The 12408-nt window shown below is 71.7% G+C and carries 12 protein-coding genes, 1 tRNA gene and 1 pseudogene; 5 read left to right on the forward strand and 9 right to left on the reverse strand.

Translation table 11 applies throughout. The features are described 5' to 3' along the window. Together mptB (QL983_RS00290) and mptB (QL983_RS00295) are read right to left on the reverse strand one after the other, a co-directional pair. On the reverse strand, positions 1-1657 hold a 1657-nt coding region (gene mptB, locus QL983_RS00290), incomplete at its 3' end, for a polyprenol phosphomannose-dependent alpha 1,6 mannosyltransferase MptB (protein ID WP_290150966.1). A gap of 50 nt (positions 1658-1707) precedes the next feature. After that, positions 1708-3363, reverse strand: coding sequence for a polyprenol phosphomannose-dependent alpha 1,6 mannosyltransferase MptB (gene mptB, locus QL983_RS00295; RefSeq protein WP_061867779.1), 1656 nt, complete (start codon positions 3361-3363; stop codon positions 1708-1710). A 90-nt stretch (positions 3364-3453) separates the two neighbouring features. Between mptB (QL983_RS00295) and orn the strand changes: the two genes are divergently transcribed. From orn to QL983_RS00310, 3 genes are all read left to right on the forward strand, one after another. After that, positions 3454-4080 carry an oligoribonuclease gene (gene orn, locus QL983_RS00300; RefSeq protein WP_002857127.1) on the forward strand — a complete coding sequence of 209 codons (627 nt, stop codon included), beginning with the start codon at positions 3454-3456 and terminating at the stop codon, positions 4078-4080. Between the two features lie 102 nt (positions 4081-4182). Next, positions 4183-4258 (forward strand) — tRNA-His (locus QL983_RS00305). Positions 4259-4377: 119 nt separating this feature from the next. Next, entirely contained in the window at positions 4378-5568 is a 1191-nt protein-coding gene (locus QL983_RS00310) for a site-specific integrase (protein ID WP_010078872.1), read from the forward strand. 99 nt (positions 5569-5667) lie between these two features. Here QL983_RS00310 and QL983_RS00315 read toward each other — a convergent pair whose 3' ends face one another. The 3 genes from QL983_RS00315 to QL983_RS00325 all read right to left on the reverse strand — a co-directional run bounded on the left by QL983_RS00315 (position 5668) and on the right by QL983_RS00325 (position 7044). Next, a complete protein-coding gene (locus QL983_RS00315) occupies positions 5668-5940 on the reverse strand; it encodes a DUF3263 domain-containing protein (RefSeq protein WP_010078873.1) in 273 nt (90 codons plus the stop codon). Between the two features lie 40 nt (positions 5941-5980). After that, positions 5981-6556 carry a hypothetical protein gene (locus tag QL983_RS00320; RefSeq protein ID WP_095346850.1) on the reverse strand — a complete coding sequence of 192 codons (576 nt, stop codon included), beginning with the start codon at positions 6554-6556 and terminating at the stop codon, positions 5981-5983. Between the two features lie 80 nt (positions 6557-6636). Further along, complete coding sequence (locus QL983_RS00325; protein WP_134417058.1) at positions 6637-7044, reverse strand: ImmA/IrrE family metallo-endopeptidase; 408 nt, start codon at positions 7042-7044, stop codon at positions 6637-6639. Between the two features lie 137 nt (positions 7045-7181). Here QL983_RS00325 and QL983_RS00330 point away from each other — a divergent pair, with 137 nt between their 5' ends. Further along, positions 7182-7937 (forward strand): phage Gp37/Gp68 family protein, encoded by a 756-nt coding sequence (locus QL983_RS00330; RefSeq protein WP_010078876.1) that lies wholly within the window; start codon positions 7182-7184, stop codon positions 7935-7937. Here the strand turns inward: QL983_RS00330 and tcmP are convergent. From tcmP to QL983_RS00345, 3 genes and pseudogenes are all read right to left on the reverse strand, one after another. Then, entirely contained in the window at positions 7909-9117 is a 1209-nt protein-coding gene (gene tcmP, locus QL983_RS00335) for a three-Cys-motif partner protein TcmP (RefSeq protein ID WP_095346851.1), read from the reverse strand. The two genes, QL983_RS00330 and tcmP, sit on opposite strands and share 29 nt — an antisense overlap. After that, positions 9114-9722 carry a hypothetical protein gene (locus QL983_RS00340; RefSeq protein WP_095346892.1) on the reverse strand — a complete coding sequence of 203 codons (609 nt, stop codon included), beginning with the start codon at positions 9720-9722 and terminating at the stop codon, positions 9114-9116. The genes tcmP and QL983_RS00340 overlap by 4 nt, the downstream gene beginning before the upstream one ends. Before the next feature lie 141 nt (positions 9723-9863). Then, a pseudogene (locus tag QL983_RS00345) lies at positions 9864-10043 on the reverse strand (hypothetical protein); the annotation flags it as partial. Between the two features lie 132 nt (positions 10044-10175). Between QL983_RS00345 and QL983_RS00350 the strand changes: the two are divergent. After that, a complete protein-coding gene (locus QL983_RS00350) occupies positions 10176-10481 on the forward strand; it encodes an antibiotic biosynthesis monooxygenase (protein ID WP_044659105.1) in 306 nt (101 codons plus the stop codon). Here the strand turns inward: QL983_RS00350 and QL983_RS00355 are convergent. Continuing rightward, positions 10478-12391 (reverse strand): cation-translocating P-type ATPase, encoded by a 1914-nt coding sequence (locus QL983_RS00355; RefSeq protein WP_060974045.1) that lies wholly within the window; start codon positions 12389-12391, stop codon positions 10478-10480. The two genes, QL983_RS00350 and QL983_RS00355, sit on opposite strands and share 4 nt — an antisense overlap. Positions 12392-12408: the final 17 nt, after the last annotated feature.

Genomic DNA, 12408 nt, shown 5'->3' on the forward strand with positions numbered 1-12408 from the left:
GCACGCCCCTGCTGCTGCTCGCCCGTGTGCCGGCGGTCGACGGCGGCCCGTCGGGCGGCGCGTCCGGCGGCACGCCCGCCTCCGGAGGCGTCGGCGACGCCGCCGCGGCCCGCGGCTCGACCACCTCCAGGGGAGGACGCCGCCGCCCGGGGAACAGGGGCGCGGTGACGGGATCGCGGTGGATGATCCATCCGATCCCCGCGAGCATCAGGACCAGGGTGAACACGCGGACGGCCAGGACCGGCAGCCACTGCGCCACGGAGAGCTGGTCCACCACGCCGACGCCGGTGAGCAACAGGACCGCGAGCGCGGTGACCCACCCGAGCCAGCGGGGATGGTCGGCGCCCCACGGCAGCGGGCGGAGGGCGCACGCCAGCAGCGGCAGGACCCAGAGCAGGTACCACGGCTGGACGATCGGGGCGGTGGCGACGGCCACCACGAGCACGGCCGCCGCGCTGAACACCGGGTCCAGGGGCCGGCGGCGCAGGGCCAGCCAGGCCGTGAAGCCGAGGGCCGACACCGTCATCGCGGTGTAGAAGGCCGCGGCCACGTCGCGCGCCCCCAGGGGCGTCACGGCTTCGACGACCGCGCCGAGCAGCAGGCCGAGCAGGCCCACGGGGGCATACGGGAACGCCGCGTCCCCGCTCGTGAGCATGGCCGGGACCCAGCCGAACCAGAGGCCGGAGCCGGCGCCGAGGATCGTGAGGACGGCCAGGGAGATCACCGCCGTCGTGAACCACGGGCCGAGCCGGTCCCGCCGGCGCAGGCGCGGATCGGCCGCGCGGAACCGGGCCCAGCCGGTGGGCAGGAGCAGGGCCACGAAGGGCAGCACCAAAGCTGTCAGGGGCTTGATCGCAACGGACAGGGCGATCAGCACGATCCCCCACAGCGCATGCACGCGGCGGCGGGGCGGGCGGACCATGAGCAGGATGCCCGCGAGCATCAGCCCCGACATCAGCGCGTCGTTGTGGGCGCCGGCGATCATGTAGAGCAGGAACAGTGGGTTCGCCACGGCCACCCACGTGGCCCACACCCCGCATCGGCCCGCGACGGCGGCCAGCCGCGGCACCGCCCACAGGCACAGCGCCAGGCCCGCGAGCGCCAGGAGCCGGAACGCCGTGACGGAGAGCTCGATGTTGCCGCCCGTGGCCCGCCACGTCGTCTCGGCGAACAGCAGGAACAGCGGCCCGTAGGGGGACGGGGACTCGGCCCAGATGGAGTCCGCTCCCTGCATGAACCAGCCGGGCAGGGCGGACACGCCCTGGGAATACGGGTCGAGACCCGACGCGAGGAGCCGGCCCTGCTGGAGGTAGGAGAACACATCGCGGGAGAAGATCGGCAGCGCGAGCATCAGCGGGGCGGACCACCACCAGGCGGCCCGGGCCACCAGGCGGCCGTGCTCCTCCCAGCGGCCCCGCAGCGCGCGCCCCAGCTCGAGCCAGGATCGGACGAGGAGCAGCGAGCCGGCGGCCAGCAGCACGGTGCTGAGCAGCACGCCGGGAAGGTAGACCCGCAGCGGGTTGAGCAGGGTGGTGCCGGAGAACACCGAGTCGGGCGTCATCGGCAGCCACCCCACGCCCCAGGAGCCCACCGTGATGAGCACGGACGCCCACGTGCCCCGGCGGACGGCCGCCTCCGGCTCGGGCTGCGCCGTCACGCGGCTCGGACGGGGCCCTCGGGCGCCGGTCGTCGCGGAGGCGGCGGGCCTCACTCCGCCGGCTCCGCGGGTCGAGGGGCGCCACGGAGCCGGGCCAGGCCGGCGCGTACGGCGGGGCGCACGTGCCAGTGGTCCTTCACGAACCGGCTGGTGCGGCGGTCCACGACGAGGATCCACAGCAGACACACGGCGGAGACGATCAGGGACACGGCCTTGACCTGGTCCGCGATGTCCAGGAACTGCCAGGTGAAGAGCTGGTCCGCGGCGCCGAACGCCAGGAAGTAGCCGACCGTGAACACGACCCACTTGATCTGCCAGTTGTCCCGGATGCCGAGCACGGCGAAGAACGGCAGCAGCCACAGCAGGTACCAGGGCTGGATGATGGGCGAGAGGATCACCAGCGCGGTGAACGCCCAGGTCATGCGCGTCATCACGCGGTCCTGGCGGCCGAGGAACATCAGGGCCAGCACGATGAGCACCGAGAGCGCGCGTCCGGCGGTCTTGTACACGCCCTCGACGGCCTGCACGTCCGCCCCCTGTCCGAAGAGCTCGCTCGCCCCCACCGTGATGAGGGACAGCATGCCGATCGGCCCCCACGGCACGGTGCCCGTGCCCGTGCCGACCATGACGGCCACCCAGCCGAAGCCGAAGCCGTTGAGCACCCCCACCAGGGCCATGAGGCCGAAGGAGATCCCGGCGGTGAGGGCCCAGAAGGCGAACCGGCGCGGCCATCGGGCCGTCGGGCCGGCCCACAGCAGGCCGATGAACGGGAGCAGCACGAGCGTGATGGGCTTGATGCCCAGGGACAGGGTGACCAGCACGACGCCGGCCACCCCCCACGCGACGGACTGCCCGGGCCGCTGGGGGCGGAGCGGATGCCCGGCGCGCAGCGCGCACCACGTGCCGGCCAGGGCGAGGCCGACCATGAGGGCGTCGTTGTGCCCGGACGCGACGAAGCTGATGGTGAAGAGCGGGTTGGCGACGCTGATCCACTGCGCCCACGCACCGTTGACGCCCAGCCGGCGGGCCAGCAACGGCACGAAGACCATGATCAGCGCGACGCCGGCCACCGCCACCAGGCGGAACAGGAAGATCGCCAGGTCCGGGTTCATGTCCCCCGAGATCGCGACGACGGCCTGCTCGATCCAGAGGAAGATCGGACCGTACGGGGTCTCGGAGTCCGCCCAGGTGGCGTCCGCTCCGAGCTGGAACCAGTTGGACAGCGAGGAGATCGTGTCCACGTAGGGGTCCTGCCCCGCCTCCATGAGACGGCCCTGTCCCACGTAGGCGAAGATGTCCCGGCTGAAGATCGGCAGGGCCACGACCTGGGGCAGGCACCACAGGACGGTGGCGAGGTTGACCGTGCGCAGGGCGCCGCGACCGAAGGGGCGGATCGTCTGGCCCAGGCGCAGCCAGGCCCAGAACATCACCCAGCAGCCGAGGGTGAGGAGCGCTGTGCCGGCGAGCACGCCGGTCTCCTGGGTGCGCCACGGGATCAGCCACTGCCAGCGGTTGATCGGGGAGGCCGAGGCCAGCCAGCCGACGGAGTACGAGCCCACCACCAGGAGGAGGGAGCCGAGGGTCCCCACCAGGATGGGCCACCAGTCCGCGCCGGCGACCTGGGGGTCCGCGCGGAGGCCGCCGACGCCGACGTACTCCGGCCGGTGGGCCGTGGACCCGGACGGACGCGGGGTCGACACGCTCATGCGACGGGTCCTTCCGTGCGGTCCTGCGAGGGCGCGCGAGGGCGCGGCTCGCTCGAATCTACCATCGTGACACGCGAGTAGCCTGGGGGCATGAGCGAGACGAGCACCCCCGCGCCGGAGAGCGCCCCCCTGGTCTGGATCGACTGCGAGATGACCGGCCTGCACCCCCAGGTCGACGAGCTCGTCGAGGTGGCGGTGCTCATCACGGACGCCGAGCTGAACATCCTGGACGAGGGCATCGACCTGGTGATCCGTCCCTCCGCGGCGGCCCTCGAGCAGATGGACCCGTTCGTCCGGGACATGCACACCACCTCCGGCCTGCTGCCGGAGCTGGCGGAGGGCCTCGAGCTCGACGACGCCGCAGCGCGCGTCCTCGAGTACATCGCGGCCCGCGTGCCGGCCGGCAAGGGCCTGCTGGCCGGCAACACGGTGGGCCAGGACAAGCTGTTCCTCGCCCGCTACATGCCCGCCGTCGTCGACCATCTGCACTACCGGATCGTGGACGTGTCCACCGTGAAGGAGCTGGCCCGGCGCTGGTACCCGCGCGCCTACTACCAGGCCCCCGCCAAGACCGGGGGCCACCGCGCTCTCGGGGACATCAAGGACTCCATCACCGAGCTGCGCTACTACCGGGCCGCCGTCATGGCCCCCGCCCCCGGCCCCACCACGGAGGAGGCCCGCGCCATTGCGGAGGTGGTGTCCGGGGCGCAGGCCTGAGCCGGCACCCCGGCCTCGCCGCCCCGATTCGGCGCTGCGCGGGATCTCGTGTACTGTGGACCCCGCTGCGCCGCGCGGATCCGTCCGTGTGGAGCAGGCATGGTGGGCGTAGCTCAGTCGGCAGAGCGTCTGGTTGTGGTCCAGAAGGTCGCGGGTTCAATCCCCGTCGCTCACCCCACCGTAAGGCCCGGAATCATGCGGATGATTCCGGGCCTTATCTCGTCTTGGTAGTGCTGTTGGGTAGTGCTCGGTCCCCACGGGGTACGCACATCATCGGAGAGCACCAGGAGAGATGCGTTGGCTACCATCCAGACGCGCACGAACAAGGCCGGCCGGACCACGTACCGGGTCGGCTTCTACGAGGCCGGCCGGTTCCAGTGGCTGCCGGCCCTCGCCCGCGAGGCCGGCGCCCAGCGCGTCAAGGCGATCGTGGAGGACCCGCGGCAGGGGCCCACGGTGGCCCGCCGGATCCTCGAGGCCCAGGTGGACAGTGCCCCGGGCATGCCCACGCTCGCCGAGTTCTTCCCGCGGTACATCGAGCACCGCGGGCTCCGCTGCACCCCGGGCACCCTGGCCGGGTACGAGGCAGAGGCCGCGCGCACGTTCCTGCCCCGCCTCGGCGAGCTGCCCGTGGACATGATCGACCGCCGCACGGTGGCCGAGTGGATCCGGTGGCAGCTGCAGCAGCCCACGGCCCGCTGGCGCGCGGCCGCCGCCCGCGCCGCGGCCGCCACTCCCCCGCGGCCCGAGCCGCCGCTGGCCACGGTGTCTCCGAAGACGGTCCGCAACGCGCACGCCCTGCTCTCCGCGGTCCTCGGCCTCGCCGTCCAGGAGGGCATCCTGCCAGCCAACCCCGCGCGCGGCGCCGACCTGCCCGACGACGACGTCGAGGAGGAGCGCGGCATCTTCAGCCGAGCCGAGTGGGCGCGCTTCTACGCAGCCATATCCGAGTCGTACCAGCCGCTGCTGATCGTCCTGCTCGTCACCGGCGCCCGCTGGGGCGAGGCCACCGCCCTGCAGGTCCGCGACCTCGACGTCGCAGCCAGCGTCATCCACGTGCGCCGCGCCTGGAAGAAGGGCAAGGAGGGCGCCGTCCTCGGCGTCCCCAAGACCGCCCGCGGCCGCCGCACGATCATGCTCCCCGACTGGGCCGTCGAAACACTCGAGCCATTGGCCGCCGGCCGTGCCGCCGACGAGTTCCTCCTGACCGCCCCCGGCGGCGGCGTCATCCACCGCACGAACTTCGTCGAGCGCCACTGGAAGCCGGCGCTCGCGGCCGCCGGGATCGCCAAGCACCTGACCCCGCACAGCCTGCGGCACACGTTCGCCTCGTGGGCCCTCATGGATGGGGTCCCCGCACAGGTCGTCCAGCACCGCCTCGGTCACGAGTCGCTGCAGACCACCTCCCGCGTGTACGCGCACCTGCTGCTGGACGCCCAGCGTGCCGCGGTCGACGCGATCGGCTGGGAGCCTCCCCCCGGCGCCTGACCCCTGGCGCAGCGAGAGGCCCCGTCCAGCTGGCTGCTGGACGGGGCCTCTCTTGCGCTTCCCTTCGCGGCCTCCACGCTCCCCGAGGGGGCGGACACGTTAAGCAGCTGGCACCCGTACCGCGCGCTCGCGGGTCTGCCGAGCCTCCCGGGCCCGCCGCGTGATCACCGGGTAGGCGGCGATCGCCACCGGGTCCTCGGCGAGCGTGGCCACGCGCATCGCCAGCGCCGTGCCCTGCAACCCGACCAGATGCTCAGCGGCCCGGTCACGCGCGGCCCCGTGCCGCCACCGCCGCCCCCACAGCTGCAGCGCCATGTGGTCACGAACGGACAGGTGGCCGGCGCACGCGGGCGCCTGGGTGGTGGTGGTCATGTCGGGACGGTACGCCCGGGGGTGGACGTAGTACGTGGGATCAGCGGTCCGTGATGGTGGCCGTTCCGCGGTACTCGTCGTCGCCGGTAAAGGTCACCGAGCAGGAGTACCGGTGCCCAACCGTGCCGCCCAACGCGTTCTCCGCTTCGACCGCTCCGGTCACTGTCCATGCCTTCGGCCCCCCGGATGCCGTCTCGCGGGAGAACTTGGCGGTGCTGGGGGCGCGCAGCTTCTCCTTGACGAGGGTCTGGCAGGCAATCTTCGCGTCCCACTCCTCCGGCTCGTCAGGGCTGGCGTTGCTGAAGGCAGAGAAGATTGCCCACGCGAGCAGTGCCATCACGGCCACGAGGGGCCAGAGGCAGCCCGCGACGAGCGGGTTGCGCCCACGCTCCAGGGTGGCGGGCGTAGTGCCGCCGGCCCAGTCCTTGAGGGTGTAGCCCGCGGCGCGCAGCTTCGCGCGCACGTCCTCGTCGTTGTCCGCGGCCTTGAGCTCCCGTACGGTCTCGCCGCGCTGGTTCTTCACTGCGATGGTGCGTAGGCGTGCGATCGTCTTGCCGTCGAGCAGCTCGTCTCGCCCCTCTGACACTTCCGCCGTGTACTTGGTCGTCTTCGCCATGTCGCCCTCCTTGGTGGTGCGCCCTGCGCGGCGCGTTGCCTTGATTCTGACCTAGCCGATGGCCCCCGCCTAGCAGGCGCTCAGGCAGAGTGCTCGGTGGCCAACGCGGCGAGATGCTCCCGCTCGGTCCGGGTGAGGCCGGCCAGTCGGTCGGTAAGCACGAGCGGGGTCACCCACAGTTCGTCGGCGAGCTCGTCCAGGCTCATGGACCAAGGCAGGGCGTCGGCGAGCTGCTCGAGCGTAATCAGCTGCCGGGCCGCGGCCGCGCGTACGGCGTGCTCGACGGCCGGCGGCTGGCAGCCGCGGTGGCCGTGCTCGAGGTGCACGAGCTCGTGGGTGAGCGCGCACCGCCGCTCGGCCTGCGTCATGCGGGGGTCGAGCCAGATCACCGTCGCGCCATCGGTCGCGGCTGGCGCCGTCGGGTGTGGGCGGGCCCAGACCACGACGACGTACGTCAGCGTGCGCAGCGCCCGCCAGGGGTGGAACATGCGACCATCGTCGTTGTGGGGACGGACACGGTATGGGTGAGCACGAGCTGGACTGTGGTGGACTGAGCGCGCCTGCGTGACAAAGGGTCGAACATCTGTTCGACTGGAGCAGGTCTTCCAGGGAAGGAGCGATCGCGATGGCGAACACCTCAGCGATTGAGTGGACCGAGGTGACGTGGAACCCCGTGACCGGTTGCGACCGCGTGGCGGCCGGCTGCGACAACTGCTACGCGCTGACCTTAGCCAAGCGGCTCAAGGCGATGGGTGCTGAGAAGTACCAGAACGATGGGAACCCGGTGACGTCCGGCCCCGGGTTTGGCGTCACCCTCCATCCGAAGGCCCTGGGCCAGCCCCGCTCGTGGAAGGCCCCGCGCGTGGTGTTCGTGAACTCCATGAGCGATCTCTTCCACGCCAAAGTTCCGTTGGGGTTCATCCGGGACATCTTCGACGTCATGCGCGAGACGCCGCAGCACACATATCAGGCGCTGACGAAGCGCTCACTGCGGATGGCCCGTCTAGCCGATCGCCTCGACTGGCCGGCCAACTTGTGGATGGGCGTCTCCGTGGAGGACGAGACTGTGACGGGCCGCATCGACCATCTCCGCGAGGTGCCGGCAGCGGTCCGGTTCCTCTCCTGCGAGCCCCTCATCGGACCCCTGCGGGATCTGGATTTGGCCGGCATCGACTGGGTCATCGCGGGCGGCGAGTCTGGTGCGAACCATCGCCCCATGGACCAGGCCTGGGTGGAGGACATCCGCGACCAATGCGTGTCTGCCGACGTGGCGTTCTTCTTCAAGCAGTGGGGTGGGCGGACGCCTAAGGCCAACGGGCGGCTCTTGGAGGGGCGCACCTGGGACGAGATGCCTACCTCCCGCGCCGCGCTGGCAGGATGACCGCGCGCCCATCCACCATGTCTTTGGTGTAGCCCTGGGTGATCCCGGCCTTCTGGAGATTCTTGATGGCCTGCCGTACCTCTGAGGCGCCTGCCGTGCCGAGGTGTTCGCCTAGCCAGTGGGGCACGTCGTCGCAGATCCGCACCGCCTGGCCTTGACCGAGGTGAGACGAGAGCCTCGTCTGGATAGCGGCGATGGCCCGGTTTCTGACGTCGGTCTGCTCTGCGACCACCTGCTGGTCGAACGTCTCCTGCAGGTCGAAGAGCGACCCCTGGGTGTCGTCGAGCAGTCCCTGGTAGTAGTTCTCGGAGTTGACCTGCCGCCACTTCCTGTGAGCCCGAGCCGCGGCGTCAGCGAAGAGCATGGGCGCAGCGAAGTGCTGGTAGAAGAGCATCAGCGTGAAGATCGGCCCCTCAGACGGGGTCCGGCGGATTGGGACGGAGATGACGTTGTGGGCGGTCTCTCCGGTCATGCGCTGCATGTACTCGCGCGCCACGTAGGAGGCGGCTGTAGCGGCGGAGGAGCTGTCGCCACTCACGTCAGCCTGCCGCCGAGCCTCAGCGAAGACCTCCCGCCACCACGGCCCACCAAGAAAACGGTCACCGCGGAGGAGGGTGACGGTCTCGCCACTTGAGGCGGAGGCTCCCTTCCGGACGATCCCTCCGATGCGCCACACGGTGGAGAGACTGAAGTTCAAGAGGACCTCGGTCGACCGCGCTGGCCGCAGGAGCAGCTTCGAGGCGACGACGTCGTACGGCAGGGCCGTGCCGAACGGGTCGAGAAAGAACAGAGCTGGGCGGGTGCCGATGTCGTTGAGGATCGCGTCGATCTGCTCCTCCACGGCGCCGTGGTGCAGATAGACGGGACCGGCCCCCTGCCCCTGCGCGGCGACCGCGTGCCGGAGGGTCTCCGCATGAGCCCTATCTCGCTCCACGAGGTGGATGTGCATGATGCGGTTCTGCGCTGCAAGCTTGCGTGCGATGTCCACCGCGTAGAGCGGCGACCCCTTGTGCGCGTCGTCGTACTGCCCCGCGCCGGCGTAGCCATCGACATAGGCCACCTCCCGAGGGGCCTTGCTAGCAACCTTCATGGCCCACGGTGTGAGGTAGTCCTCCAGCACCTTGAGCTTGAAGACCGCGGCGGGCTGCTGCGACGTGAAGAAGTTCGTGTTGGCGCTCATGCGCCGGCCTCGTCGCCGGGGTCCTGGTTCTCCTCGCCGACGTCGCCCCACTCCCGGGCCTGCCGGTCGCGGGTCAGCTCGAAGTCGGGGTGTGCTGCCAGATCGAAGTCGGCCGGCGCGTCGGCCGCCGCGGTCTTTTGTTCAGCGCCAGCGTCACCGCCGCGCGCTCCCCCGCGCTCGGCCGTGCCGCGCTCGCGGTCCTGATCCTGGTCTGCGTGGTCGCGCTCGTCATGGTGGTCCGTCCTACGTCGGTCGAGCATGACCCGCAGGACTGCAGCGAGCAGCTCCTGGTCATACGTCGATAGGTCAGGGGATTCCTGAACGACGTCGAGGACCGACGGGTGAAGAGCCGAGTCGAGCTCCACTCCTATGGACTCCAGCGCTGCGGTGACCACGTGGGCCACGGGCACCCTCAGCACGAGCGCGAGCATCGTGATGTTCTCGCCCTTGATCGAGGTGACCGGGGTGGACTTGAGCCGCGCGAAGCTGGCGTGGCTCATGTCGTACCCCGCGCGGTCGGCGCGGGCGGCGAGGTCGCTGAGGGACCAGCCGTTCCGCTCCTGGGCTGGGGCGATCAGTCGGCCCAGCGAGTGCATGTCGTTCATGGCGACCAATCTGCGGTGCGATGCCAAGGGGAGCAACCGACCTCGGACACCCGCTGTTGCGTGGAAGTGGACACCGAAACGGTAGCAACAAAGGGGGTGTTGTGCCGCAGGGCGGCGCGGATACGGGGCGATCAGCGCGGACCCGGTGAGGAAGAGCCGCTTGCGACCCCATCGGTCCGCGAGGTTGCCGGTGGAGAGCAACAGGGCGGCCAGCAGCACGGCATAGAGGCTGTTCACTCACTGCGCGTCAGTGAGGTCCAAGTGCAGGTCGCCGATGATGGCGAGCGGGACCGCCCGAGGTCCCACGGCGGCCGGTTCCACGGCTCAGCGTCGCAGGGGCGACGCCGCCGGGCATCAACCGTTCGACGGACTCCTCATCCGCTGCCGGGCGTAGAGTCGGCCGGTGAGGGCGTCGACCCGACGCCGCACCCGCACCGGCGAGGAGGCCTCCCCGTGTCCGTCGTGAAGATCAACGCCATCAGCGTCCCCGAGGGCGCCGGCCCGGAGCTCGAGAAGCGGTTCGCCGCCCGCAAGCACGCGGTGGACCAGGAGCCGGGCTTCGAGGGCTTCCAGCTGCTCCGGCCCACTGCGGGCGAGGACCGCTACTTCGTGGTCACGACGTGGGCGTCGGAGGAGGACTTCCGGCGCTGGCGGGACGGGCGCATGCCCGCCGCTCACGCCGCCGAGCAGGGCGGCCGCCCGGCGCCGGTCGCCACGGGCGCCGACCTGCTCGAATTCGAGGTCGTGGACCTGGGCTAATCGCGGCGCCGCAGCAGGCGCATCGCGTTCACGATGACCAGCAGCACGGACGCCTCGTGCACGAGCATGCCGACGGCCATCGTGACGCCGCCGGTGAAGACGCCGGCCAGCAGGGCCGCGACGGTGACGAGGGAGATCGCGATGTTCTGCCGCATCACCCGCACCGTGCGCCGGGCCAGATCGAGCGCCTGCGGCAGCCGCTCGAGCCGGTCGCCCATCAGGGCGATGTCCGCGGTCTCGATGGCCACACCGGAGCCGGCCGCGCCCATGGCCACGCCGATGTCCGCCGTCGCCAGGGCCGGGGCGTCGTTGACGCCGTCACCGACCATCGCGACGACGCGGCCCTCGGCCTGCAGGGCCTCGATCGCCTCGAGCTTGTCCTGGGGCAGCAGGCCCGCCCGCACGTCGTCGACGCCCACCTGCCGGGCCACGGCCTGCGCGACGCCGGGCTGGTCGCCGGTCAGCATCACGACCTCGCGGACGCCGATCCCGTGCAGCGCCCGGATCATGCCCGCGGCCTCGGGCCGGAGGGTGTCTGCGATGGCGAGGACGCCGAGCGGGATGCCGTCGACGACGACCGCCGCCGGGGTCCGGCCCGCCTCCGCGAGCTCGGCCGCGACGGTCTCGACCCGGTCGGTCGCGGCCGGATCCACGCCGCGCTCGCGCAGCATCGCCACGTTGCCCACGGCGACGACGCGGCCGTCCACCTCTCCGGTGAGCCCGCGGCCGAGGACGACGTCCACATCCGTGGCCAGCGGGCCGTCCAGCAGGCCGCGGTCCCGGCCCGCCGCGACGACCGGCGCGGCCAGCGGGTGGTCCGAGGCCGCCTCGAGCCGTGCGGCCCAGCGCAGCACCTCGTCCTCGGCCCCGGGCTCGAACGCGACGACGTCTGTCAGCTCGGGGGTGCCCGACGTGAGGGTGCCGGTCTTGTCGACGGCGACGGCGTCGACCTTCGCGGAGCGCTCAAGGAACTCCCCTCCCTTGATGAGCACGCCGTCCTTGGCGCCGCGGCCGATCCCTGCCACGATCGCGACCGGGATGGAGATCACGAGGGCGCCCGGGCAGCCGATGACCAGCAGGGTCAGGGCCAGGGGGACGTCCCGCGTGATCAGGCCGGTCGCGAAGGCCAGCACCATGATCGCCGGGGTGTACCAGCGGGAGAAGCGGTCCATGAACTGCTGGGTCCGCGCACGGGCCTCCTGCGCCGCCTCGACGCGGTGGATGATGCGCGCCAGCGTGGTGTCGGCGCCGACGCCCCGGGCCTGCACCTGCAGCAGGCCGGCCGTGGCGACGGTGCCCGCGTACATGGCGTCACCGTCGGTCTTCTCCGCCGGGATGGACTCGCCCGTGATGGATGCCTCGTCCACGGCGCCGACCCCGGTGAGCACCACGCCGTCCACCGGCACCCGAGCGCCGGCCTTGACGAGGACGGTCGCGCCGGGGGCCACCTCGTGGGCAGGCACGGTGCGCTGGGTCCCGTCTGCGTCCACGACGACGGCGGTCTCGGGCGCCGTGGAGACGAGGTCCGCGAGCGCCGAGCGAGTCTGAGACAGGGTCGCGTCCTCGAGGGCGTGGCCGAGGGCGAAGAGGAAGGTCACGGCGGCGGCCTCCCAGAAATTGCCGAGCAGTGACGCGCCGATCGCGGCGGTGGCGACGAGCAGGTCGATGCCGACGGTCTTCACCCGCAGGGCGGCGATCGCGTCGCGCGCGATCGGCAGGCCGGCCACGACGGCGGCGGCGAGCATCAGGCCCGCCGCCACGAGGTGTCCGGTCCCGTGGGCCAGCTGCTCGGGCGCCAGCACGAGCGAGACGGCGATCAGCAGGCCGGCCACCACGGGGCGCCGCCAGCGGCGGGACAACGCGAACCGGGCACGAGGGCGGCCCGGACGTGTGACGGCGGGGGTGGACATGGCGGACTCCGTTCGTC

It is taken from the genome of Micrococcus sp. APC 4021 (assembly GCF_030407635.1).
GTDB classification, from domain to species: Bacteria; Actinomycetota; Actinomycetes; order Actinomycetales; family Micrococcaceae; genus Micrococcus; species Micrococcus luteus.